Here is a 25,962-nt window from a genome sequence, read left to right as displayed (position 1 = left end):
CGATTAATTGCTATTTTTGTCTCATGGAAGCATTTATTAAAGGAATACCGAAAGCAGAATTGCACCTTCACATCGAAGGGACTTTTGAACCTAAGCTGATGTTTGAAATTGCAAAAAGAAATGGAATATCGATTCCATTTGATTCTGTTGAAGAAATTGAAAAGGCTTATCAGTTTGATTGCCTTCAGGACTTTTTGGACATCTATTATCAGGGTGCGCGAGTTTTGCTGACGGAGCAGGATTTTTATGACCTGACGTACAGCTATCTGGAAAAATGTGCTGAGCAAAACGTCAGGCACACAGAGATCATGTTTGATCCTCAAACCCATACAGAAAGAAACGTTGAATTTAAAACGGTTATCAGCGGGATTCTTAAGGCCTGTTCCGATGCGGAAAAAAGGCTCGGTATTACTTCCCTGCTTATCATGAGCTTCCTTAGACATTTAACTGAAAAAGAAGCTTTTATAACATTGGAAGAGTCTCTTCCTTTTAAAAAGCACATCAAGGCTGTGGGATTGGATTCTTCTGAAAAAGGAAATCCGCCATCAAAATTTAAACATGTTTTTGAAGCATCTGTAAAAGAAGGCTACATTCCTCTGGCCCATGCCGGTGAAGAGGGCGATGCGGATTATGTTTGGGAAGCACTCGATATATTGAAAATTAAGAGAATTGACCACGGCAACAAAGCTATGCAAGACGAGAAACTGGTTGAGGAAATTATCAGGAGAAACATAGCGCTTACGGTTTGCCCCCTGTCTAACAAGGCACTTCAGGTTGTACCTGATCTCCAGAACCATCCCTTAAAAAAAATGATGAACAAAGGCTTAAAGGTAACCGTGAATTCTGACGATCCGGCATATTTTGGAGGTCAGGTCAATCAAAATTATCTTGAAATTCAAAAAGCCCTGCATCTTTCTAAACAGGATATTTATGAGCTTGCAAGGAATTCTTTCGAATACGCATTATTAGAAGAGGATACCAAGAGAAAATATCTCACGGAACTAGAAGGTTTCTACAAAAAGAACAAGTAATATTTAATTTTCAAGGGAAGCCTCGATCGCTTTAATAGATTCCTCAATATGGCTTGAGGCCTTGAATTGACTCTCATACATAAAGATAATCTCTCCTTTTTTGTCGACGACATAGGTAACTCTTCCGGGTATCAACCCAAACATATTGGCTTTTACTCCGAACAGATTTCTAACTTTATTGTCGGTGTCTGCCAACAGCGTAAACGGTAGGTTGTACTTCTCAGCAAAATTTCGATGACTCTCCACATCATCCGCGCTGATGCCTATCACTTTTATATTTTTATCGGTAAATTCTTCATAGGAATCTCTAAAGCTGCATGCTTCTTTTGTACAGCCCGGAGTATCGTCTTTTGGATAAAAATAAATCACCATCGCGGTTTTTCCCAAAAATTGATCCACGTTAAATGTATTGCCCGATTGATCCTTCAATGAAAACGAAGGCAGCTGATCTCCAACAGCCAATGCCGACTGCGCCTTAGCTCTGTAGACAGAAAAGAGAATCATACACATGACGATTGCTCCAACAATATATAAGCCTTTCTTGAACATTACTCGCCGTTATAGGTTACAAAATTCCGGGGCGTCTCATAAAGCGTGATGCTTACATCGAGATCTTTCTCGATTTTCGGACGTAATTTATTCCAAATCACTACCGAAATATTCTCTGCAGTAGGGTTTAAAGTCTTGAATTCAGGAACTTCTTCGTTTAAATTTTTATGATCAAATTGATCCTCGATTTCAGTTCGAATAAGATCTTTTAATACCTTCATATCCATCACAAATCCGGTTTCAGGATGTATTTCCCCTTTAACCGAAACGATTAATTCATAATTGTGTCCGTGATAATTAGGATTCGCACATTTGCCAAAAACAAGGGCATTTCGTGCATCTGTCCATTCGGTATTATACAATCTATGGGCCGCATTGAAATGCGCCTTTCTACTTACAGTTACTTTCATATTAGATGAGTCTTTGATCGTATTCTTTAAAAATTATCTTGAACCATTCAGTATAGCGTTCAGGATGCGTAGCTATATCATTTTTGACATCTTCGAGAAGCATCCATTTAAAAGATGCTACCTCCTCAGGGTTAATAACGGGATCCCTGTCAAAATAACCTGTCATCACATGATCAAGTTCATGCTCTGTCAGTCCATTATCAAACGCTGCCTTATAGAGAAACCAAAACATTTCTTCAAGCTCGCAACTAAAACCCATCTCTTCCTGTAACCTTCTCTTACCTGCTTCAACATTTGTTTCACCTTCTCTTTGATGGCTGCAACAGGTATTGGTCCATAATCCAGGTGAGTGATATTTATCAAGGGATCTCTGCTGTAAAAGCAACTCCCCTTTTTTATTGAAAACGAATACGGAAAAGGCTCTGTGAAGTTCACCTTTTTGATGTGCTTCCAATTTACCCATGAGACCGCGCTGATCATCGTTTTTGGTCACTAATATTACTTTTTCCTCCAAAATTTTGATTTTTGACAAAGTTAATTATTTAGATCGTCTAATAAAAGTCTTCCCCTGAATGTTGTGAAACTCAGTTGTGGTAACTCAATGCACCCTGAAAACATGAAGATTTTTTGAACCCCTGGCAGTCGGCTTTACCATATGATATGCCATGTTATTTGAGACAATACTTTATATTTGCAGGCAAGACGACTCTTTTGATTCTATGAAAATCATTTTTCAACTTTTAGCGATTCTGATTCTTTTCTGGGTATTATCTTGTAAAAAAGAAAATTCCACGCACCCGGATACATCTGTTTTAGACAAAAATAAGGTAAAAGAGGCAAAAAAAAACGTACTTGAAGCAAGGCCGAAAGATTCAATTAATAATGAGAATGCAGTCAGCTTTTTAACCCTTTACGGGAAAGAAAATGCCGAGAATACCGTATTGATCAAGACAAGGCTTGGCAACATAACAATCCGGTTGTATGAAGACACACCTTTACATCGCGCCAGTTTTATCTTTCTTGCCAAAATGGGATACTTTGATACAACTTGTTTCTATCGTGTAGTTCCTGACTTTATCATTCAAGGGGGCGAATCTGAACGCCTGGACACCCAGGCCTACAAGGCACGATACGAACGATACAAGATTCCTCCGGAATTCAATGAGAAGAGACGCCATAAATACGGAGCAGTTGCCTCAGCCAGAGACTGGGTAAATAATCCAAGAAAATATTCGACTGCTTTTGAGTTTTACATCGTTCAAAGCAGAAAAGGTGCACATCACCTTGATGGTGAGCATACTGTATTTGGAGAAGTCATCTCGGGTTTTAACACCATTGATAAAATCGTAAACCTCGAAGCGGGAAGCGATGAATGGCCACTGAATGATGTATTTATGAAAATTGAAGTTCTCAACTAATCCAAAATTAATAAGCTTATAAGAAGATCTGCTCATTGCGGTAAGGACAAAATTCAAAAATTGGAATTCCTAATTGTTAGTTTAAGCAGTTCACTTATATTTGCAGCCTAATTTTCATTCATGAATCTACTGCAGGAAATAAAAAGAAGACGCACTTTTGGTATTATTTCTCACCCCGATGCCGGTAAAACTACATTAACTGAAAAGCTCTTATTATTTGGGGGTGCTATTCAGGAAGCCGGAGCTGTTAAAAGTAATAAGATCAAAAAAGGTGCTACTTCAGATTTTATGGAAATTGAGCGTCAGCGTGGAATTTCGGTAGCAACTTCAGTTTTGGCATTTAATTATAAAGATAAAAAAATCAATATTCTTGATACCCCCGGACACAAAGACTTTGCCGAAGATACATTTAGGACGCTTACGGCCGTTGACAGCGTAATTGTTGTGATAGATGTCGCCAAGGGTGTGGAGGAGCAAACTGAAAAACTTGTTGAAGTTTGTCGAATGAGAAAAATACCAATGATAGTCTTTATCAACAAACTCGACCGTGAAGGTAAAGATGCATTTGACCTGCTGGATGAAGTAGAACAGAAATTAGGGCTAAGGGTAGTACCTCTTAGTTTTCCTATTGGGATGGGATATGATTTTAAAGGAATTTACAATATCTGGGGCAAAAAATTGAACCTGTTTTCTCCGGATAGCAAACAAAAAGTTTCAGCTGGCATTGAATTTACAGATATAGATGACCCGGCACTTGAAGACGTTATTGGCAAAGAGGCTGCAGAAAGATTAAGGGAAGAACTCGAACTGGTTCGTGAAGTTTATCCTGATTTTGATAAAGAAGCCTATTTAAAAGGTGACTTACAACCTGTTTTTTTCGGATCAGCACTTAACAATTTCGGGGTAAAGGAGTTATTGGATTGCTTTATTGAAATCGCCCCTACTCCACAACCCAAAATGTCTGACAAAAGACTCGTTGATTCTAAAGAAAAAAACTTTACCGGTTTTGTGTTTAAGATTCATGCGAATATGGATCCAAAACACCGTGACCGACTCGCATTTGTCAAGATTGTTTCAGGGGTTTTTAAAAGGAACACCAACTATTTGCATGTGAAATTGGGCAAGAAACTAAAATTCTCCAGTCCGAATGCTTTTTTTGCCGAAAAAAAAGAAATTGTGGAAGAATCATTTCCAGGAGATATTGTCGGATTGCATGATACAGGGAACTTTAAGATTGGTGATACGCTTACCGAAGGAGAAATACTCGAATTCAAAGGGGTTCCTAGTTTTTCACCTGAACACTTTAGGTATGTCAACAATGCTGATCCCATGAAATCCAAACAATTGTCTAAAGGACTTGATCAATTGATGGATGAAGGCGTTGCGCAATTATTCACACTCGACCTCAATGGCAGGAAAGTGATAGGAACAGTCGGTGCCCTTCAGTTTGAAGTGATTCAGTACAGGTTGGAACACGAATACGGAGCCAAATGTTCTTATGAAAATGTCAATATACACAAAGCCTGTTGGGTTGACCCTGAGGATGAGTACAATGAGGAATTCAAAGAATTCAAAAGGGTAAAACAGCGTTACCTAGCAAAAGATAAAAAAGGACAGTTGGTTTTTCTTGCTGATTCAGCATTTACCGTGCAGATGACACAGCAAAAATACCCAACGGTAAAACTACATTTTGTAAGTGAATACAAATAGAATGCTTACTTATATTAAGGTAATTAGATCAGAAAATTCATAATAATACGGTTTAAAAAGACTGTCATTAAAGGGTGTATGGTTTTTCTGTGTAACTTTTAGAAGTTTCATAAATTATATTGTTTTTTTGTCTTTAGCACACTCTATTTTCTCTGATTTGTAATAATTTTGTTGAAATCATGAATGAATCGAAATCTTAAAAATAAGAGATGAAACATTATTTTCTATTCAACCTGATTTTATCTATATGTTTTTTTTCATGTGGAACATCTTCAAATTCATCAAGAGACAAGTTTCAAGATCCTCATGTCGTGATGCATCAGGAAATGCACAGTGAATTATATCAAGAGCAACAGCAAAAACTGGATGGGAAATGGCTGATCAAACAAGTTTATGATATGCCGATTGACTCGGTACAGTTTGATGGCAAACAGCCCACAATGATCATTGACCTATCTAAAGGGATTATCTCTGGAAGTGATGGCTGCAATTCATTTCATGGGAAGGTGACATTCAAGAACGATAAAATAGTATTTGGTCCGACAGCAGGGACTATTATGGCTTGTAACCATATGGAAATGAGTGATAAAATATTAGATTCCTTTAACGAAAAAGAACTTACTTTTGAGGTAAAAGAGCTACTGATTTTTTTCGATGGAGATCAACAGGTCATGGTACTGAAACGCAAAGAATAATCTTTATCAGCTTTGGATTCTTTCTACTTTTATTTCTATATTTACCACCGGAGTCATCTCATACCAAATTAACACATGGATGCTAGAGTTATTGCCAACGGAATTTTAAGGGCCCTTGCCATTATTGTCGGGATTCTTCTTTTTCTGTTTTTTTTATATAAAATTCAGAGCGTGATCATTTATTTGGTCATTGCTGCGGTTTTGTCTCTGGTAGCAAAACCCATACTCAGTTTTTTAAAAAAAAGGCTCAAATTCCCTAATGTTTTTGCCGTCGTGATTACCATGGCCTTTTTTTTAATGGTGATTTTTGGGATAATTTCCATGTTTGTTCCTTTGATTAAAGAGCAGGGGCACAATATTTCTTTGCTAAATACAGAAGAATTAAGAAGAAGAATGTTTAACCTGTTTCACGAGATTGATGTGTTCTTTTCGGCCAGGAGAATCAATATATTCCGCGAATTAAAAAACATTGACCTGACCTCGAATATTGCTTCCATTCCCAGCTTGTTGAATTCGCTTATGGGTGTTGTCGGAACCTTTAGTATGGGTTTGTTTTCAGTGCTTTTTATAACTTTTTTCTTTTTAAAAGACAATAGGATCTTACATAATGCATTTGTTTTTATTACTCCCGATCGGAATGAAGACAAAATTTTAAGTTCCCTCAAAAAAATCAATGATCTTTTATCGAGGTATTTTATAGGTTTAATTATTCAGATTTCAATTTTATTTGCGATTTATTCTGTTACATTGCTGATCTTCAATATAAAAAGTTCCGTAGTAATTGCATTCCTTTGCGCACTTTTAAATTTGATCCCCTACATTGGACCCCTTATTGGGGGAGTCTTAATGGTCCTGCTGACTATGACGAGCAGTTTGGAATATGATTTTCAAACGCATATCATACCTGTTACGAGTTACGTAATACTGGGCTATATCGTTGCTCAGCTTATCGATAACTTTTTTAGTCAACCCATTATCTTTTCAAAAAGTGTAAAGTCGCACCCTTTGGAAATATTTTTGATCATAGTGATCGGAGGTTTATTGTTTGGCATTACAGGAATGATCTTTGCAGTTCCGACTTATACGGTCATCAAAGTAATTTTAAAAGAATTTCTCTCAGACAACCCCATTGTAAAATCGCTGACCAAAGGCCTGGATTAAATTGAATACCAAACTGCTACATACCGAAGTACAGCAATTTATTCAGGATAATTTACAAAAGGACTTACCTTCACTGATATTGAAAGGTTCCCCGTTTAAAGAAATAAGCATTCAGGAATTGGCCGGGCAGATTCTCAGTAAATCAAAATGTCAGCGCAAACTTCCCACCTGGTTTCAAACAAGAGGAATTTATTATCCGAAACCTGTAAGTATTGAACAAACCTCTTCCGAAATTACTGCTGAGTATAAATCAGCATTGGTTGATGGAGACTCATTAATAGATCTGACCGGAGGGTTTGGCGTTGACAGCTATTATTTCTCAAAAAAGATCGACAAGGTTGTTCATTGTGAAAAAGACAAAGATCTTTCTGATATAGCAGCTTATAATTTCAAGGTTCTCGGAGCATTTAATATCGATTGTAAACATAAAGATGGTATAGATTTTTTGACAAATGCCAACAATGACTATGACTGGATTTATGTCGATCCATCACGCAGAAGCAGCAATCAGGCAAAGGTGTTTAAACTTGAAGACTGCCTTCCGGATGTTACGCTTCATCTTGATGTGTTTTTTAAGAGATCTTCACATATCATGATCAAATTATCGCCTTTCCTCGATATAACATCAACGATCAATAGCCTTAAATTTGTAAAAGAGGTTCATATTATCGCTGTAAAAAACGAGGTTAAGGAGTTAATATTTCTTATCGAAAAAGGATATAAAGGACCCATCAATCTCAGAGCTGTCCATATGATCAATCAATCGACTGAGGCTTTTGAAGGAAGTTTTCCCTCCCATCGGGAAGCCACTTACTCCTTACCTAAAAAATATCTTTACGAGCCGAATTCAGCTATACTTAAATCCGGCCTATTTAATGAAGTATCTTATCAATTAGGAATTGATAAACTACATGTAAACAGTCATTTGTATACTTCAAATGAAATGAAAAATTTCCCTGGAAGAAGTTTTATGATTCAATCTGTAACCAGATATAACAAAAAACTGATTAAAAAAGCCTTTGGCTTTTCAAAGGCAAATATTACCACAAGAAATTTTCATGAATCTGTGGCTGGGATCAGAAAAAAAACAGGTTTAAAAGAAGGAGGTGACGATTACCTTTTCTTTACCACCGACTTACAAGACAAGGCTGTCGTTATTCATTGTAAAAAAGTTTAACAGTCACTCAGGGTGCTGACTCAATATATTTATTAAATTTAGTACAAAATATTTCAAAGCGATACCATGGCCAATAAAAACATAAGATCTCTTTCTTCCAGAAAGGGGTTGGAAAACAATCTGTTTGAAAAAATAGCTGAACTCTCTGAAAAAGAAGCGAGCCAATCTGATTTTCATCAGTTGTCGAAGCAATTTTTTATTGATGATTCCGTCGTTTTTGGTACCGCATCTTTCTATGACTTTATAAAACCTGATGAAAGAAAAAAACAAATTCGGGTTTGCAACGGAACGGCCTGTATGGTTGCCGGGTCTCAGGAAAAAGTACAATCGATGTTATCAGGGCATTTTGACTCGAAAGATATAGGGCATGTGGCTTGCGTTGGACATTGTCATTCCAATGGCGCCGTTCTTTATAAAAACCATACGTATTCCATAAATTCTAAGGAGTATCTCGAAAAAATCCTCTCTCCTGAAAATGACAAGGAGGAATTCGAAAATACCTACCATATAGGAACCAATACAACTGCTGTACTTACAGGTGCTATTGGCGATCTTAAAGACTTTTTCAGTTTAGCACAGAAATATAGACTGCAGAGGCCCGCTATTATTGAAGAACTTAAAACTTCAAATTTAAGAGGTCGAGGTGGAGCAGGTTTCCCGTTTTGGTTTAAGCTTGACGCCGTGTCAAAAGAAATCAATGAGCAAAAATACATTGTTTGCAACGCTGATGAAGGAGATCCCGGTGCTTATAGCGATATGTACCTTATGGAACATCAACCGTACAAGGTTTTATTTGGCATGTATCTGTCAGGAATATCCGTTGGGGCCGATACAGGGGTTGTGTATATAAGGGGAGAATATCCCCAATCTGTTCGCGTTATGGAACAAGCCATAAGCCACTTGAATGAACTTCAACTATTATCCGATTTTAAATTTAAGATCATCAAAGGTCAGGGCAGCTACGTTTGCGGAGAGGAAACAGCCTTATTGAATTCTATTGAAGGACTTAGGCCAGAAGTACGGGTAAGGCCTCCTTATCCTGCTCAATACGGGCTATTTGGCAAACCTACTGTTTTGAGCAACGTAGAAACTTTTGCCAATGTGCACTGGATACTTGATCATGGAGGAAAAGCATTTTCATCCCTTGGCACCCAGCAGTCTACCGGAACCAAACTCGTATCGCTGGATAGCTATTTTAACCGACCCGGTATTTATGAAATTGAAATGGGAACCCCCTTATCTGTGGTTTTTGACGAATATGGCAAAGGGCTTAATGCTCCCGTGAAGGCTTTTCAAATCGGAGGGCCCCTTGGCGGTATCATTCCCCTTCAAAATATTAAAGACCTGTTTCTCGATTTTGAATCTCTGAACAATGCCGGATTTCTGCTTGGACATGCCAGCGTGGTTTCAATTCCAGAGAATTTTCCTATGATACAATTTATAAAACACCTGCTCGAATTCACTGCCGAGGAGAGTTGTGGGAAATGTTATCCTTGCCGGATCGGATCTTTTAGAGGATACGAAATGCTTGAAAAAGCTCAAAATGAAAACTATAAAATTGACAGACAATTGTTTGACGACCTTATTGAAACCCTTGAAATTGGTTCCTTATGTGCTTTAGGGGGCGGTGTTCCCTTGCCGATCAAAAATACCCTGAAGTATTTTGAACCTGAATTAAAGTCATATTTTCAATCTTAAGCTATTAAACATGAATGTATATTTGAACGACATAGCCTTTCAGGGCAGAGAAAATGAGACGATACTGGAATTCGTTCGAAGAAATGAAAACAGGGATGCCATTCCTACCATGTGTCAAGACGATCGACTTGACAATTTTGGCTCGTGCCGTGTTTGTTCGGTGGAAGTCGCACGAGAAAAAGGAGGATTGACAAAAACCGTTGCATCCTGCCATACCCCGATTTTCGAAGGTGCCTATATTTATCATAACACAGAAAAAATCAAAAGATTAAGAAAGAATATTTTGGAATTGGTACTCACCGATTACCCATCTGACAAGGTATTTCCGGATAAGGGGAAAAAACCTACTGAATTCCAAAAGGCGATTGCCGATATAGGAATCCCCAATGTACGTTATCCTCAGGGAAAATCGAACTTTGGACTCCAAAAAGACAATTCACATCCCTATATCAAGTCTGATCTGTCGCAGTGCATCAATTGTTATCGCTGCGTAAGAGCATGCGAAGAAATTCAGGGCGAAATGGTTCTGGGAATGAGCGGACGTGGTTTTGCGACCCAGATCATCAAGGGCTTTGACAGTAATTTCGATCTTTCTGCCTGTGTATCTTGCGGCGCATGTGTGCAAACCTGTCCTACAGAGGCTCTGTATGATAAATTCACTACCAAAACCTTAATTCCTGATGAAACAATAAGAACCACCTGCACATATTGCGGGGTTGGGTGCCAATTGGACGTATCTGTTATCGACGGTGAAATTCGTGGGATTCAAGCCCCGGAAACAGCAGAAGTAAATGAAGGACATACGTGTTTGAAAGGCCGTTTTGCCTTTCAGTTTTACAACCATCCGGATCGGCTGACGGATCCTTTAATCAAAAGAGACGGTAAGTTTGAAGTGGTCTCCTGGGAAGACGCTTATGACTTTATGGCTAAAAAATTAACAGCAGTAAAAGAGGCATACGGTGCGGATTCCATTGGATGCATTTCTTCCTCACGAGCGACCAATGAGGAAAATTACCTGATGCAGAAAATGACTAGAGTGGCGCTGAACACCAATAATATAGATGGCTGTGCAAGAGTATGTCATGCCCCAACCGCATATGGAATGCAAAAGGCCTTTGGAACAGGAGCAGCGACCAATTCTATTAAAGACCTTGGTATGACAGATTGTATTTTACTGTTTGGGGCAAACCCGACAGAAGCACATCCAGTTACTGGGGCTCGGATCAAACAGTTGTTTATGCAGGGTATCACAAGTATTGTTGTTGATCCGGTTAAAACAAGTCTGGCAAAACTGGCAACCTATCACCTTCAACTCAGGCCGGGTACAAACGTGGCCATTCTCAACATGATCGGGCATTATATCGTAAAGGAAGGTTTGGTTAAAAATGAATTTATTCAAAAATTTACAGAGCAATACAACGAGTTTTACCAACATGTTATTTCCCTTGACATGAATGAACTCGAGTATATTACAGGTGTCTCAAAAGACCTTGTTAAAAGAGCGGCCATTGCCTATGCTTCTTCAAATAATGCCATGGAATTTCACGGCCTTGGTGTTACCGAGCATTTTCAGGGAAGCAAGACTGTGATGTTGTTATCTAATTTGGCCATGATGACAGGCAATATAGGTCGTCCGGGTGTGGGGTTAAATCCGTTGAGAGGACAAAATAATGTTCAGGGTGCAGCAGATATGGGGGTACAACCGCATCAGGGAGCAGGTTATATGGATGTAAATGATCCCGAAATTCAAAACTATTACGCCCAAAAATATCAAATTCCGGAAATGCCCGAAAGAGAGGGCCTAAAGATTCCGGAAATGCTTGATGCCGCAATAAACGGAAAATTTAAAGCCCTTTGGATCATGGGAGAAGATACGCTCATGACTGATCCGAATACCATGCATATCCGAAAGGCAATGGAACAGCTTGATATCCTAATCGTTCAGGAATTATTTATGTCGGCTACAGCCGAAATGGCAGATGTGGTTTTGCCTGCAAGTTCCTATTTTGAAAAGAACGGGACATTTACCAACGGGGAAAGACGGGTGCAAAGGGTCAATAAGGTCATCGATCCGATCGGCAACACGAAACCTGACGGACAGATGATTATTGACATGATGTTCAAACTAGGATATGAACAGCCAACCGGTCGCGAATATGATGCCGCAAAAATTTTAGATGAAATAGCAGATGTAATTCCTTTTATGAAAGGGATTAACTGGGAGAGGCTAGGCACTAACGGATTACAATGGCCCGTACTGGAAGATGGTACAGATACTCAAATCATACATAGAGACGGTAATTTCAGGAGAGGAAAAGGTAAATTTCATCATTTTGACTTCGAAGAAACTCCGGAGCTTGTGGAACACAGAAATAAATACCCTTTTATACTTACAACTGCCAGGCAATTAGAACATTACAATGCAGGTACCATGACACGAAGAACCGATAATCAAGAGCTGTCGCCTATGGATTATCTGGAAGTGAACCCTTTGGATGCTGCTGAAAAAGATATAGGAGCTGATGATAAGGTGAAAATATTTTCAGATCGTGGAAGCGTCATCATTCCTGTAAAACTAACTTATCTTGTAAAACCCGGGGTAGTGAGGACAACTTTTCATCAACCAGAAATTTTCATCAATATGCTCACGGGAAATGTTGGTGACGAATTCACGTTAACACCTGAATACAAAGTGGTTGCCGTTGATTTTGAGAAAATTTAACAGGGCCTACAATTCAATGACCAAACCATCATAGGCCAAAAATACATTGGGAGGCAACTTTTTTGAAACCTCCTGATGAAAGCCCAATCTGTGACTGATGTGGGTTAAATATGCCCTACGGGGGTTTATGTCTTTTATAAATGCCAGGGCTTCCTCTAAATTGAAATGCGTGGGATGTGGTTCAATCCTTAGGGCATTGACAACAAGCAGGTCCAGATCTTTTAATTTTTTCCTTTCATCCTGAGCGACTGATTTAGCATCTGTGATATAAGCCATCTTATCAATTCTAAAACCAAATATTTTCAGGTTACCATGCATCACCTCAATTGGCAACACCCACTTTCCTGACAATTCAAAAACTTTGTTTTCAATTCGGTTGATTGAAACTTTAGGAGCCCCTGCGTATCTGTTCACAGTAGTAAAAATATAACCAAACCTTTCCTTTAGATTTTCGGCTACTGAATCATCCATAAACATTGCTACTTCTCCCTGTCTATGTGAAAAGGGACGAACATCATCCAAACCGGCAGTATGGTCTGCGTGATAATGCGTAAACAAAATGCCATCTAACCGGCTCGAATTGGCCCTTAGCATTTGCTGGCGAAAATCGGGTCCGCAATCAATTACATATGCCGCTTCGTCCCATTCCATCAAAATAGACGAACGAAAACGTGTATCCCTTTCGTCTGATGATAAACAGACTTCATCACGAGACCCAATGACTGGTATCCCTTGACTGGTGCCAGTACCTAAAAAAGTAATTTTCATCAAAAACAATTTTCAACAAATGTAATATTAAATAACAAAAGTTCTTTTAAGCCTAAGGACAAAACATATTTTATGAGTCTCGGGTCACTACTTTTCTAAATCACATAAACACGGTTTCAGACCTAAGTAAAATTAGTTTAGGAAAGTGATTTAAATCATTATATTTACTATGATTTAATTTTACATTTAGCATCGAATTACAAAAATTTCAACATGAAAATAGGTATACTGAAAGAGATAGAAAAAAATGAAAAACGTGTTTCTATTTCACCGAAAATTGCCAAGCAGCTTATTGAAAAAGGATTTGAAGTTGTGGTTGAGGATGATGCCGGAAGTTCTTCCAAATACAAGAACAGTGATTATGAGGAAGTTGGTGTCCAGGTGGAAAAAAGAGGTGCAGTATATAAAGAATGTGATATACTTGTAAAAATCAACCCTTTCGACGAAGACGGATTGAAATTGATTGATGATCATCATATTCTCATTTGCCAGTTATTTCATAAATCAAACCCTGAAATTGTAAAGCAAATTGCTGAAAAAGGCGCCACTGTGTTTTCAATGGACGCATTGCCCAGGATTTCAAGGGCCCAGGACATGGATGTTTTAAGTTCGCAAAGTAATCTTGCAGGTTATAAAGCAGTGATAAAGGGCGCCTATGAAATGACAAAAATATTTCCGCTAATGATGACTGCAGCCGGAACCATAACACCTTCAAGGGTTTTAATATATGGTGTTGGTGTTGCAGGTCTGCAAGCCATCGCCACGGCAAAAAGACTTGGTGCTGTTGTTGAAGCTACCGATATACGTTTGGAAACAAAAGAGCAAGCCGAGTCTCTGGGTGCTAAATTCATCACAGTTGATCCCAATGGCGAGGCATCTGAGAATGGTTATGCAAAGGCAGCTTCCGAAGATTATGCGCGCAGGCAAAAAGAGGCAGTAAATAACTCCTTGTTCAAGGCCGACCTTGTGATTACCACAGCTATGGTTCCCGGACGAAAATCACCGATACTTATTACCGAGGAGCAAGTAAAACAAATGAAAAATGGCGCGGTGATCATTGACCTTGCTGCAGCTCAGGGAGGAAATTGTGAACTGAGCAAAATGAATAAAACGGTAATAAAAAATGGAGTCAAAATCATTGGAACGACAATTTCCCCAGAAAGCGTTTCGACAAATGCCAGTGATCTGTATGGCAAAAACATGTTCAATTTCATTAATTACCTGACCGAGAACAATGAATTTAAATGGAACCTGGAAGACCAAATTACAGACGAAACGCTTATCGTAAAGGACGGTGTTATCAGAAAAACTTAAAATAAATAAACTATGGATGTATTGATTGAATTTATTAGCAATCACCTGCAAATGATCTATATCGTCATTCTGATGATTTTTGTTGGTGTTGAAGTAATAGGGCATGTACCTGCTGTTTTACATACCCCATTAATGTCTGGAGCAAATGCAATTCACGGCGTTGTGATCATCGGGGCCATCCTGGTCATGCTTAGCGCATCACCCGACGATATTTTAGCCTTGTCACTTGGTTTTGTCGCCGTTTTGCTTGGTACTCTAAACGTGGTAGGCGGGTTCGTTGTTACAGACAGAATGTTAGAAATGTTTAAAAAGAAAAAATAATGGAATATATATTTAGTCTTGAGCTTATCTATCTGATAGCATCGGTAACCTTTATATTGGGATTGAAAATGCTGGGACATCCTGAAACGGCGCGCAAAGGAAACCTGATTGCTGCCTTCGGTATGACCCTCGCTATTTTTGGCACCATCTTCTTGTACCAGGGCAAAGTACAACCCCTTATCTATTCATTAATTGGCGCCGCCATTCTAATAGGTACCATTATTGGTTGGGGAATAGCAAAAAAAGTAGGTATGACCAAAATGCCGGAGCTGGTTTCTTTGTTCAATGGGATGGGCGGGGCAAGTGCAGCCATCATTGGCTTGATCGAATTCAGTCATTATGTGGGTGACCAATTGTCAATCGCAACGATCATTGCCGGGCTCATCATTGGTAGTATTTCATTCTCTGGAAGTATGATTGCCTGGGCAAAACTGAACGGAACCTTGAAAAAACCGATTCGTTTTCCTTCCTACAACATTGTTAACAATATTATATTAATAGTCATACTGGCCTTTGGTGTGTATATCACGATGAGTGGTTCAGACAGCCAATTGTACCTGTATCTTATATTCTTCGCCGCATTGGCTTACGGCGTCTTATTTGTGATGCCCATTGGCGGTGCAGATATGCCCGTTGTTATTTCATTGCTGAACTCCTTCACAGGATTGGCAGCCGCTTTTGCCGGGTTCCTTTATGGAAACATGGTAATGCTTACAGGTGGGATCTTGGTAGGATCTGCAGGGACGATACTTACTTTTGCCATGTGTGATGCCATGAACAGGCCCTTGGCAAGTGTTATATTTGGAGCCTTTGGCGAAGGAACGGCAGGTTCTGAGGCTTCGCAAAAATCCCCACATGGAGGAAGCATTAAAAAAACAACACCAAGTGATGCCGCAATATTGATGAATTATGCCAATAAGGTCATTATTGTTCCCGGTTATGGCCTGGCTGTTGCACAGGCCCAGCATGTGATTCATGAACTTGAACTATTGCTCGAAAAAAAGGGGGTTGAAGTCAAATATGCCATTCATCCTGTAGCCGGCCGCATGCCTGGACATATGAATGTACTTCTTGCAGAAACCAACGTCGATTACGACAAATTAGTGGAGATGGAAGATATTAATTCAGAGTTCCAAAATACGGATGCCGTGTTGGTGGTAGGAGCCAACGATGTGGTAAATCCGGCCGCCTACAATGATCCGGGAAGCCCAATTTATGGTATGCCCATTCTGGATGTTGAAAAAGCCAAAAGTATCATCATCAATAAGCGGAGTATGAACCCGGGTTATGCCGGAATTGAAAATGAATTATTTTTTAACCAAAAAACATCCATGCTTTTTGGCGACGCAAAAGACGTATTAACTAAACTGGTACATGAATTAAAAGGTATGTAAAGCATCTATTGGCTTTGTTCATCGGGATACTCCTTTGATTTTTTTAATCAAACTCTTTTTACTGTTCAAATCTTGAGTATATTTGCTCAAAAGATTAATCAATGAAACGGATCAAAGGTGATAGAGAACTGGAACATGTTCTTTCTATAAGACACAAGTCACTAAGGGTTAATTTGAATGAACACATTTACGGTACCTTCGCCGAAATTGGCGCGGGGCAGGAAACAGTTCGTCATTTCTTTAGAGCAGGTGGTGCCTCGGGGACCATCGCTAAGGCCATGTCAGCCTATGATAAAGATTTCTCGGATGCCATTTATGGCATAGAAACAGACAGACGCTATGTTACTGAATCACGACTGAGAAAAATGCTGAGGCATGAGGTCGAGTTGATCGAGGACCGTCTCAGCAGGGATAAACATCCTAACAAGATTTTCTTTTCATATGCCAATACGGTGACTACCATAGATTTTGCAAAGAATTTTAAAGGACACGGTTGGGTTGGAATACGTTTTCAGATGGACGCCTTGGAAGATTATAATGAAATCGTTCTTCATGTTCGCTTTAAACAAACCGATTCCAAATTACAACAGGAAACGCTCGGTATTTTAGGAGCCAATCTTATCTATGGGGCATTCTATTTGAATGACAGCCCAAAAGATTTATTAAAATCTTTTACTGACAATATTGAGAATGATACCATTGAAATTGATATGGTCGACTTTTCCGGACCGAGGTTTATGTATGTAGACAATCGCCTCATGAGTTTGCATTTGCTAAAAAATGGTATGACCAATGCCGTTATGTTTGGCCCGGATGGAAACAACCTTTTGCCCGCTCAACAATTATACAAAAAAAATATTTTGGCATTGAGAGGTAGTTTTCGACCTGTAACTCGTGTCAATATGGAAATGTATGAAGAGTCGAAAAGAATGTTCTTTTTAGACAAAAGGGTTACAGAAAAAAATACGAATGTAATTTTTGAAATAACACTGGCCAATTTAAGATCAGAGGGAAAAATAAACGAAAGAGATTTTTTAGACAGGGCCGAATTATTGTGCTCCCTGGGTCAAACGGTGATGATCACAAACTTCCAGGAGTATTATAAACTGGTCGATTATTTCTCTGAATTTACCAAAGCCCGTATGGGCTTGGCCATGGGTGTTTACAATCTGATCCAGATTTTTGATGAGAAATACTACCGTGATCTGAGCGGTGGGGTTCTTGAGGCTTTTGGAAAACTCTTCTATAAGGATCTTAAAATTTATTTATATCCATTGAAGGATCTTGAATCCGGAGAAATTATTACAAGCGCCAATCTTAAGGTGCATCCGCGAATGAAAGAATTGTACAAATATTTTAAATTCAACGGAAGAATTGTCGATATCACTAAATATGATCCGGACATTTTAGAGATCTTCTCAAGGAAGGCCTTCAAAATGATCGTCAGTGGTCAAAACGGCTGGGAAGAAATGCTGCCTGAAGGCGTTGCCAATATTATAAAGGATAAGCGATTATTTGGTTACAGCAAAAGAAAACACGAAACAAGAAAGAAAGCTAAATAAAAAAAGGACGGTTAAACCGTCCTTTTTTTATCTTAAAATTAGTAATTACAAAATTTGAGAAGCGTGCTCCTTGGTTTTCACTTTTGAAATTACGTCTTCAATCTTACCATCTTCATCAATTACAAATGTGGTTCGGTGGATGCCGTCATATTCCTTGCCCATAAACTTTTTCGGGCCCCATACCCCATAAGCCATAATCACTTTCTTATCTTCATCTGCCAGTAAACTATAGGGCAATTTCTGTTTGTTGCTAAAATTTAGCTGTCTATTTTCAGAATCGGCGCTTACACCAATCACTTCATACCCCTTACTTTTAAAAGTTTCATAATTGTCCCTTAAATTACAGGCTTCTGCCGTACATCCCGGTGTACTGGCCTTTGGGTAAAAGAAAAGCACAACTTTTTTACCTTTAAAATTATCGAGTTCTATCGTTTTTCCATATTGGTCCTTTGCTGAAAATCCCGGGGCCTTATCCCCTACTTTTAGTGTTGTCATTATTTGTATTTTTGTCAAAAATACTGAAAAAATGACTAAAAAGGAAAAGGTACAGCTCGTTATTGATACTTTGGAAGCACTATACCCCTTACCTCCTATTCCACTTAAACACAAGGATCCTTATACTTTGCTAATTGCCGTCTTGTTATCTGCTCAAAGCACAGACGCCAGGGTCAACTTAATCACGCCCGTTCTTTTTGAACAAGCCGATAATCCTTATGACATGGTCAAATTAAGCATTGAAGAAATCAGAGAAATCATAAAACCCGTGGGCTTATCTCCTATGAAATCCAAAGGAATTTATGGTCTTTCTAAAATACTTATTGACAAATACAATGGTGAGGTGCCTGCACAAATCGAATTACTGGAAGAATTACCTTCAGTTGGTCATAAAACAGCTTCAGTTGTAATGAGCCAGGCTTTTGGTATCCCAAGCTTTCCTGTAGACACGCATATACACAGATTGATGTATCGTTGGAATTTAAGTTCGGGCAAAAACGTAGTACAAACCGAAAAGGATGCAAAACGATTGTTTCCAAAAGAACTTTGGAACAAACTTCATTTACAGATTATTTATTACGGACGAGAACACTCTCCTGCCAGAGGATGGAATCGGGAAAAAGATGTGATCTATAATAAGATAGGAAGAAAAAATCTAAAATAAAAAAAGCTCCTAATATTAAAATTAAGAGCTTTTTCCGATTAATTCAAATGAAACATTAAGCTTTCTTTTTTCGTCTTGATCGGTTGAACTGATTTCGAATAATTTAGTAAAAATGAAATCGTTTCTGTTTTCGGATCAAGTTTTTCTTTGAAAAATCTTTCAGTGTAAAGTTTTGCCATAAATCTTATAATGTTTTAGGGATTAATAAGATAACGAACAAAAATAAAAATTATTGTAAAAAAATAAAAAAAAATTAAAATTTAGACTAATTTGTTAAAATAATATTATTGTTGTCGATCATTTTCCTTAAGTTGATCAAGGCATACCTCATTCTACCTAAAGCCGTATTAATACTCACGTTCGTTTGCTCAGAAATCTCTTTAAAGCTCATGTCTTTAAAAATTCTCATCATCAAAACCTCTCTTTGATCTTCTGGCAATTCCTCTACTAATTTCTTTACATCTTCATGGATTTGATCCTTAATAAGCCTGTTTTCTGCACTTAGTGTATTATCACTCAATACTGAAAAAATATCAAATTCATCGGTATTCTGAAAAGTGGGCATTCTGTTCCCTTTTCTGAAGAAATCAATAATAAGGTTATGTGCGATTCGCATCGTCCAAGGTAAAAACTTACCTTCTTCATTGTATTTACCCATTTTCAAAGTATTGATCACTTTGATAAAAGTATCCTGAAAAATGTCGTCTGCAACATCCCTGTCCTGTACTTTTGAATAAATAAAACTGAAAATTCTTTGTTTGTGACGCAGGATTAAGATTTCTAAACATCTTTCGTTCCCTGCAATGTAGTTACTAACTAAGACACTGTCGTCTAATTTTTGTGTGTGCATAATTCCCCTTTTTTAAGTGAAGCCTTAATACTATTCGGCTTACAATTATTATTGTTATGAAAAGTAGAACTATACTATATGCAAAAATTTTTAAATTAATAAATCGTTAGGGGAGACTAGTCTAAATTTCAATAAGTCTCTCGACAAATATAAACACATTTATTTCTTATAAACAAATTTTTTTGCAAAATATTTTATTTCTTTTAACAATTCATACCTTTTTTTTAACAAAAAAACCTTAGTATATTTGTAAAATATTCACAATAAAACTCCTTTAAGCCCTTGAAAAACAACGATTTTAAAGATTTCATCACTATTAAGGGTGCCTCTTTGCATAATTTAAAAAATTTAGATGTAAAAATTCCAAGAAATAAGCTTGTTGTACTCACAGGATTGTCAGGATCCGGTAAATCCAGCCTTGCTTTTGACACCTTATATGCCGAAGGTCAGCGCAGATATGTAGAAAGTTTATCATCATATGCCAGGCAATTTTTAGGGAAATTGAACAAACCAAAGGTGATATCTATTAAAGGAATTTCTCCAGCAATTGCCATAGAACAGAAAGTAAACAGTACAAATCCCAGGTCGACAGTAGGGACAACTACCGAAATTTACGATTATTTAAAACTTTTATATGCCAGAATCGGTAAGACCTATTCTCCGATTTCGGGAGAAGAAGTTAAAAAAGACTCCGTTTCTGACGTTCTCAGGCATATCAAAAAATTGGAAACCGATACGAAGGTACTCTTGCTAGCCCCGGTTCATATTGATCCTAAAAAAAATATCACAACCGTAATAAGTATTTTAAAACAACAAGGGTTTTCAAGGCTGATGGTCAATAATGAAACCATTCGTATAGATAAATTTGAAGAAACTCCTGGGCAAGAGATCTGGCTGATTGTTGACAGGATCGTTGTGCAGCACGACGAAGATTTTCTCAACCGAGTCGCCGATTCAGTTCAAACAGCCTTTTACGAAGGAAAGGGAGAATGTGTTCTTGAAATGGTGAGTACAGGTGATCGACTCGGGTTTAGTAATAAATTTGAGAAGGACGGCATCACTTTTATGGAACCCAATGTTCACTTTTTTAGTTTTAACAATCCTTATGGAGCTTGCGAAGAATGCGAGGGTTATGGCAATGTTATAGGTATAGACGACGACCTTGTGATTCCCAATACTTCACTTTCGATTTATGATAATGCCATCGTTCCATGGAAGTCTGACTCCTTTAAAGCCTATAAAGACGATTTGATCTTCAATGCCTACAAATTTGATTTCCCCATTCACAAGCCCATATTTGAATTAACCGAAGAACAATATGAATTGTTATGGAATGGAAATGATTATTTTAATGGGTTGAATGATTTTTTCAGTTACCTCGAAGAAAAAAGTTATAAAATTCAATACAGGGTGATGCTTTCCCGATACAGGGGTAAAACAAAATGTACGACCTGCCACGGAAAAAGGCTCCGAGCCGAAACAACCTATGTGAAAATAGGGGGTAAAGACATTACTGAACTAGTTGACCTTCCGGTTGATGAACTATTAACGTTTTTCAATAAACTTCAACTAAATGAATCGGATCATGCCATTGCCAAGCGATTATTGATCGAAATCAAAAACAGGCTTGAATTTCTGAACGATGTGGGCCTCAGTTATCTCAGTCTTAACAGGAACTCAAATACACTCTCAGGAGGTGAAAGTCAGCGTATCAACCTGGCGACTTCACTGGGAAGCAGTTTGGTAGGTTCTATGTATATTTTAGATGAACCAAGTATAGGACTGCATTCAAGGGATACCGAAAGGCTGATAAAAGTGCTTTTCAAACTAAGGGATCTGGGCAACACCGTAATTGTTGTAGAACACGATGAAGATATTATGAGGGTCGCTGACCATATCATAGATATTGGTCCTGAAGCCGGAAGTTTTGGAGGAGAATTGGTGGCTGAAGGAAATTTTAAAAATATTCTAAAAGCCGACACCCTGACTTCAAATTATTTAAATGGTAAACTCAAAATAGAAATCCCCGATCAAAGACGTATCCCAAAAAAACACATTGAGATTATCGGAGCAAGGGCAAATAACTTAAAAAACATAGACGTCAGGTTGCCGCTTAACTCCCTTACCATGATTACTGGTGTTTCAGGTAGTGGAAAAAGTACCCTTATAAGAAACATCCTATATCCGGCACTTCAAAAGACCATTCAAAAATACGGGGAAAAGCCGGGACAGTTTACTGAATTAAAGGGAGACATCAACAGCTTGCAGCATATTGAATTTATCGATCAGAACCCAATCGGAAGATCCAGCCGTTCTAACCCTGTTACTTATATCAAGGCCTATGACGACATAAGAGGTCTCTTTACAGATCAAAAACTTTCTAAATTAAGAGGGTATAAAGCCAAATTCTTTTCTTTTAATGTCGACGGCGGGCGCTGTGACACTTGTAAGGGTGAAGGTGAAGTAACTATCGAGATGCAATTCATGGCAGATGTGCACCTGGAATGTGAAACCTGCAAGGGTAAACGTTTCAAAAAAGAAGTTTTAGAGATCACTTATGAAGGAAAGAATATTAATGACGTCCTTGAAACCACGGTCGACGAAGCTATTCTTTTCTTTAGCGAACATCAGCAGAAAAAAATCGTTGCCAAACTCAAACCTCTGCAGGATGTTGGATTAGGCTACGTTCAGCTTGGGCAGGCCTCTTCTACCCTATCCGGTGGAGAGGCTCAAAGGATCAAACTTGCCTCATTTCTGGTAAAAGGCGGTAACAGAGAAAATACACTTTTTATTTTTGATGAACCATCAACGGGCTTGCATTTTCACGATATAAAAAAGTTGCTTAAATCGTTTAATGCACTTATAGATAAAGGGCACTCCATCATCGTGATCGAGCACAACCTTGATCTTATCAAATGCGCAGACTACATCGTTGATCTCGGCCCTGAAGGAGGAAAACAAGGAGGTCATGTAGTTGCATGCGGAATACCTGAAGAATTGATCAAAAACGACCGTTCCTATACAGCAAAATATCTAAAAGAAAAGCTTTTGGGTTGACAGCTACCTTAATTAAGTTTATCAAGTTTTTCCTTGGCAAGAACGAATTCAGGTTGAATTCTCAGTGCTTTTTCAAAACTTAACTTTGCTTCGGGATTCTTTTTGAGTTCTTCTTCGATGAGTCCCTTTACATAAGGAATTGCCGCAAGTAATTCAATTTGTTGTGTATGGTTCTGATTAATTGAAAAAGTAACTTTGATATTTCCCGGGTCATTAAGTCCTTCTACTTTTTTGATCGTAGCATAGGCATCATCGTATTTTTTCATGGCTAATTGAAGCTTTGCAAGGGTGTAACCGTGATAATTATTGTTGCTTAAGGCAAACAATTCTTTAAAGGCATCCATGCTCTTGTCCAGGGCCCCCAATGATTCCAGTGAAACAGCTTTTAGTTCGAGCATGGCCTGGTCTTTAGGATTTCTTTTCAACACCTCATCGGCCATTAAAAAACAAGAGGCATATTTTCTTGAAGAGAAATATACAAAAGCAAGACTATCCTTATATGTACTGTTTGTACCTTCAAGGGCAATCAATTTATACATACTGTAAGTTGCCACATTAGGATCTCCCATGGTTTTTGCTGTTCGAATAACTTCCTTCTCAAGCGCAATAGCCTCGTCATTTCCTGACTGAGCAACAACAGTAAGCCCAAACAAACCGATAACAAATGATACGTACAACTTTTTCATATCTAATTTTTAATTTTGCCCAAAAATATTCAATTTATTGGAAATACCGAACCTTATTGAAAAGATTAACAAACCATTATGAATAAAAAAAACGCTCAATAACTTTGAGCGTTTCTTTAAAAGTGGGTGGAAGACCGGACTCGAACCGGCGACCCTCGGTACCACAAACCGATGCTCTAACCAACTGAGCTACAACCACCGTGATACTTTGAATTTACACATGTTAAATTCGGGAGCAAATATAATCTATTTCATCACTTCTTCAAATAAAAAATAAATTTTTATTGATTATTTTTACACTCAAATAATCAGGGTTTAACAATTCAGGACAACCCATCATATAAGCCAAATCTATCGATGTTCAATAGTGATATCAACTACTGTTATATCAAATGATCAAGATGATCTACAGCTACAAATCTTTCTACTGTAAACCCCTCTGCATAATCCTTTCCAATAAGCCTGCCAAGATCCCGGGCTCTGTAGTTAATGCTTTCAAGAAAATTTTTAGTGGCGATGGGCGAAACAGGTTCTGATGAATCGGGATCATAAAATTGTGAGGCATAGGCCATGACTGCCTGCATCTTGATATCGATAAACCCTGTAACGTCAACGACAAAGTCGGGATCCAGATTTTCCCATTGTATATAATGATAGACCTGTTTTGGCCTCCATGCTTCCTGATCCATTCCTTCAAGATTCGTCTCTACCTTTCTTAAGCCTGATAAAAAGCAGGCGTTGGACACCAAATCGCTTCCCTTGCTATGATCAATATGCCTGTCTTGCACCGCATTACAAATGACAATCTCGGGACGGTATTTACGAATCATCCTGATCACTTCAACCTGATGACTTTCATCATTCATAAAAAACCCGTCCCTGAATGCCAGGTTTTCACGAATTGACACTCCAAGAACCTCAGCAGCCTTTGCCGCTTCGGTATCCCTTATTTCAGCTGACCCACGTGTACCTAATTCCCCACGGGTCAGATCTACTATCCCTACCTTTTTACCCCTGGAAATTTCTTTGGCAAGCGTTGCTGCACAGCCTAATTCCACATCGTCAGGATGTGCTCCAAACGCTAAAATATCTAATTTAATCATGCTATATTCTTTAAAGCTTGTTCTATATCAGCCATAATATCTTCCTTATTTTCCAAACCTACTGAAAAACGCAATAAATTATCTGAAATACCCTGTGAAATTCTTTCTTCAGGCGACAGTAAGGCGTGAGAAGTCAAACTGGGCTGGATGATCGTGCTTTCCACCCCTGCCAAACTCATGGAAGGTTTAATCATTTGCAATTTCTTCTGAAATATCTTTGCATTCAAGGTCTCATCAAGGTCGAAAGACAACATTCCTCCAAATCCATTCATTTGACGTTTAGCCAATTCATGGTTTTTATGGCTGACAAGACCCGGATAATATACCTTTTTCACCATAGGGTTTGATGAAAGTTCCTGTGCAACAAAATGGGCATTCTCGTTGTGCTTTTCAATCCTTAAAGCAAGAGTTTTTATACTTCTCTCTAACAAAAAACACATAAAATCACTCAAATTACCGCCAAAATTCCTACCCTTATACATAACCTTATCTACAAGTTCCTTTTTGCCGGCAACAACCCCTGCACTGATATCACTGTGCCCGCTTAAATACTTGGTGGCACTGTGAATAGACAGGTCTATGCCAAAATCCAAAGGTGTTTGGTTTATAGGTGAAGCAAAGGTGTTATCAATCATGCTCACTAAATCGTGTTTTTTGGCCAGATTGGCAATGGCTTCAATATCAGTTAAACTCAGTAGCGGATTCGAAGGAGTTTCTATATAAATAACCTTTGTGTTTTCCTTGATTTCATTTTCAAAATCACTGATCTCCAATCCTTTCGAAAATGAGTATTCAATACCGTAATTCTCGAATTCTTCCTGTACCAAATGATAACTTCCTCCATAGAGTTCATTTTGAAAAACCACGTGATCGCCCTTTTTAAGAAAAGCAAATAAACTCGTACTGATGGCTGCCATACCGCTTGAAAATGGCAAAGCCCATTCTGCGTTTTCAAGCGCAGCAACTTTATTTGAAATAACCTCCTGGTTAGGGGTATTAAAATATCTTGGATAGCGCTTGTCTTCAACATCGAGAAAAGGATACGAAGTAGCCATATACAAAGGGGATAAGGCTCCACCAAATTGTTCGTCTGTTATTTGGCCCTGATGAATACAGGTTGTGTGTTTTCCTTTTTTTATTGTCATAATTTAAATGTTTTGTCATTTTTGATCAATAA

Annotated in this window: 23 protein-coding genes and 1 tRNA gene; 14 read left to right on the top strand and 10 right to left on the bottom strand. The window is 38.3% G+C overall.

Translation table 11 applies throughout. The features are described from left to right. Positions 1–23: 23 nt before the first annotated feature. Positions 24–1,031 (top strand): adenosine deaminase, encoded by a 1,008-nt coding sequence (locus AABB81_RS01775; protein WP_342158183.1) that lies wholly within the window; start codon positions 24–26, stop codon positions 1,029–1,031. Between the two features lie 3 nt (positions 1,032–1,034). Here AABB81_RS01775 and AABB81_RS01770 read toward each other — a convergent pair whose 3' ends face one another. Genes AABB81_RS01770 through idi form a run of 3 tightly spaced genes read right to left on the bottom strand, consistent with a single transcriptional unit; the run spans position 1,035 to position 2,507 of the window. Further along, a complete protein-coding gene (locus AABB81_RS01770; RefSeq protein ID WP_342158182.1) occupies positions 1,035–1,580 on the bottom strand; it encodes a peroxiredoxin in 546 nt (181 codons plus the stop codon). Further along, positions 1,580–1,990 carry a 6-pyruvoyl trahydropterin synthase family protein gene (locus AABB81_RS01765; RefSeq protein WP_342158181.1) on the bottom strand — a complete coding sequence of 137 codons (411 nt, stop codon included), beginning with the start codon at positions 1,988–1,990 and terminating at the stop codon, positions 1,580–1,582. Before AABB81_RS01765 ends, AABB81_RS01770 begins: the two co-directional genes overlap by 1 nt. A gap of 1 nt (position 1,991) precedes the next feature. Continuing rightward, positions 1,992–2,507, bottom strand: a complete 516-nt coding sequence (gene idi / locus AABB81_RS01760) for an isopentenyl-diphosphate Delta-isomerase (RefSeq protein WP_342159629.1) — start codon at positions 2,505–2,507, stop codon at positions 1,992–1,994. Between the two features lie 148 nt (positions 2,508–2,655). Here idi and AABB81_RS01755 point away from each other — a divergent pair, with 148 nt between their 5' ends. The 7 genes from AABB81_RS01755 (at position 2,656) to fdhF (ending at position 12,571) form a co-directional block, all read left to right on the top strand. Continuing rightward, positions 2,656–3,408 (top strand): peptidylprolyl isomerase, encoded by a 753-nt coding sequence (locus tag AABB81_RS01755; RefSeq protein WP_342158180.1) that lies wholly within the window; start codon positions 2,656–2,658, stop codon positions 3,406–3,408. A gap of 120 nt (positions 3,409–3,528) precedes the next feature. After that, on the top strand, positions 3,529–5,118 hold the full coding sequence (locus AABB81_RS01750) for a peptide chain release factor 3 (protein WP_342158179.1): 1,590 nt from the start codon (positions 3,529–3,531) through the stop codon (positions 5,116–5,118). A 209-nt stretch (positions 5,119–5,327) separates the two neighbouring features. Continuing rightward, complete coding sequence (locus tag AABB81_RS01745; RefSeq protein ID WP_342158178.1) at positions 5,328–5,813, top strand: META domain-containing protein; 486 nt, start codon at positions 5,328–5,330, stop codon at positions 5,811–5,813. A gap of 75 nt (positions 5,814–5,888) precedes the next feature. Continuing rightward, positions 5,889–6,974 (top strand): AI-2E family transporter, encoded by a 1,086-nt coding sequence (locus AABB81_RS01740; protein WP_342158176.1) that lies wholly within the window; start codon positions 5,889–5,891, stop codon positions 6,972–6,974. Between the two features lies 1 nt (position 6,975). After that, entirely contained in the window at positions 6,976–8,151 is a 1,176-nt protein-coding gene (locus AABB81_RS01735; RefSeq protein WP_342158174.1) for a THUMP-like domain-containing protein, read from the top strand. Between the two features lie 66 nt (positions 8,152–8,217). Continuing rightward, positions 8,218–9,849, top strand: a complete 1,632-nt coding sequence (locus tag AABB81_RS01730) for an NADH-ubiquinone oxidoreductase-F iron-sulfur binding region domain-containing protein (RefSeq protein ID WP_342158173.1) — start codon at positions 8,218–8,220, stop codon at positions 9,847–9,849. A 10-nt stretch (positions 9,850–9,859) separates the two neighbouring features. Next, positions 9,860–12,571 carry a formate dehydrogenase subunit alpha gene (gene fdhF, locus AABB81_RS01725; protein WP_342158171.1) on the top strand — a complete coding sequence of 904 codons (2,712 nt, stop codon included), beginning with the start codon at positions 9,860–9,862 and terminating at the stop codon, positions 12,569–12,571. A 6-nt stretch (positions 12,572–12,577) separates the two neighbouring features. On the opposite strand, the gene AABB81_RS01720 is transcribed toward fdhF, so the two are convergent. Next, a complete protein-coding gene (locus AABB81_RS01720; protein WP_342158170.1) occupies positions 12,578–13,339 on the bottom strand; it encodes an MBL fold metallo-hydrolase in 762 nt (253 codons plus the stop codon). A gap of 213 nt (positions 13,340–13,552) precedes the next feature. On the opposite strand from AABB81_RS01720, the gene AABB81_RS01715 reads away from it, so the two are divergent. The 4 genes from AABB81_RS01715 (at position 13,553) to AABB81_RS01700 (ending at position 17,930) form a co-directional block, all read left to right on the top strand. Further along, positions 13,553–14,653, top strand: coding sequence for a Re/Si-specific NAD(P)(+) transhydrogenase subunit alpha (locus tag AABB81_RS01715; protein ID WP_342158169.1), 1,101 nt, complete (start codon positions 13,553–13,555; stop codon positions 14,651–14,653). A 12-nt stretch (positions 14,654–14,665) separates the two neighbouring features. Next, a complete protein-coding gene (locus tag AABB81_RS01710; protein WP_342158168.1) occupies positions 14,666–14,974 on the top strand; it encodes an NAD(P) transhydrogenase subunit alpha part 2 in 309 nt (102 codons plus the stop codon). Beyond that, on the top strand, positions 14,974–16,368 hold the full coding sequence (locus AABB81_RS01705) for an NAD(P)(+) transhydrogenase (Re/Si-specific) subunit beta (RefSeq protein ID WP_342158167.1): 1,395 nt from the start codon (positions 14,974–14,976) through the stop codon (positions 16,366–16,368). The genes AABB81_RS01710 and AABB81_RS01705 overlap by 1 nt, the downstream gene beginning before the upstream one ends. 101 nt (positions 16,369–16,469) lie before the next feature. Beyond that, a complete protein-coding gene (locus AABB81_RS01700; protein ID WP_342158166.1) occupies positions 16,470–17,930 on the top strand; it encodes a TonB-dependent receptor in 1,461 nt (486 codons plus the stop codon). A gap of 45 nt (positions 17,931–17,975) precedes the next feature. Here AABB81_RS01700 and bcp read toward each other — a convergent pair whose 3' ends face one another. Beyond that, positions 17,976–18,425 (bottom strand): thioredoxin-dependent thiol peroxidase, encoded by a 450-nt coding sequence (gene bcp, locus AABB81_RS01695; RefSeq protein ID WP_342158165.1) that lies wholly within the window; start codon positions 18,423–18,425, stop codon positions 17,976–17,978. A 31-nt stretch (positions 18,426–18,456) separates the two neighbouring features. Between bcp and AABB81_RS01690 the strand changes: the two genes are divergently transcribed. Further along, positions 18,457–19,089 (top strand): endonuclease III domain-containing protein, encoded by a 633-nt coding sequence (locus AABB81_RS01690; RefSeq protein WP_342158164.1) that lies wholly within the window; start codon positions 18,457–18,459, stop codon positions 19,087–19,089. A 265-nt stretch (positions 19,090–19,354) separates the two neighbouring features. On the opposite strand, the gene AABB81_RS01685 is transcribed toward AABB81_RS01690, so the two are convergent. Then, a complete protein-coding gene (locus AABB81_RS01685) occupies positions 19,355–19,939 on the bottom strand; it encodes an RNA polymerase sigma factor (RefSeq protein WP_342158162.1) in 585 nt (194 codons plus the stop codon). Positions 19,940–20,221: 282 nt separating this feature from the next. Between AABB81_RS01685 and uvrA the strand changes: the two genes are divergently transcribed. Then, the gene (gene uvrA / locus AABB81_RS01680; RefSeq protein ID WP_342158161.1) at positions 20,222–22,996 is read left to right on the top strand and encodes an excinuclease ABC subunit UvrA; all 2,775 of its coding nucleotides are present in this window, start codon (positions 20,222–20,224) and stop codon (positions 22,994–22,996) included. Between the two features lie 8 nt (positions 22,997–23,004). Here uvrA and AABB81_RS01675 read toward each other — a convergent pair whose 3' ends face one another. The 4 genes from AABB81_RS01675 to AABB81_RS01660 form a co-directional block, all read right to left on the bottom strand. Next, the gene (locus AABB81_RS01675; protein WP_342158160.1) at positions 23,005–23,682 is read right to left on the bottom strand and encodes a tetratricopeptide repeat protein; all 678 of its coding nucleotides are present in this window, start codon (positions 23,680–23,682) and stop codon (positions 23,005–23,007) included. Positions 23,683–23,806: 124 nt separating this feature from the next. Further along, positions 23,807–23,882, bottom strand: a tRNA-His gene (locus tag AABB81_RS01670). 183 nt (positions 23,883–24,065) lie between these two features. Beyond that, complete coding sequence (gene bshB1 / locus AABB81_RS01665; RefSeq protein WP_342159627.1) at positions 24,066–24,782, bottom strand: bacillithiol biosynthesis deacetylase BshB1; 717 nt, start codon at positions 24,780–24,782, stop codon at positions 24,066–24,068. Further along, on the bottom strand, positions 24,782–25,930 hold the full coding sequence (locus AABB81_RS01660; RefSeq protein WP_342158159.1) for a trans-sulfuration enzyme family protein: 1,149 nt from the start codon (positions 25,928–25,930) through the stop codon (positions 24,782–24,784). Before AABB81_RS01660 ends, bshB1 begins: the two co-directional genes overlap by 1 nt. Positions 25,931–25,962: the final 32 nt, after the last annotated feature.

The organism is Lutimonas vermicola, assembly GCF_038433205.1.
GTDB lineage: Bacteria > Bacteroidota > Bacteroidia > Flavobacteriales > Flavobacteriaceae > Lutimonas > Lutimonas vermicola.
This window is presented reverse-complemented; position numbering and strand designations above follow the sequence as displayed.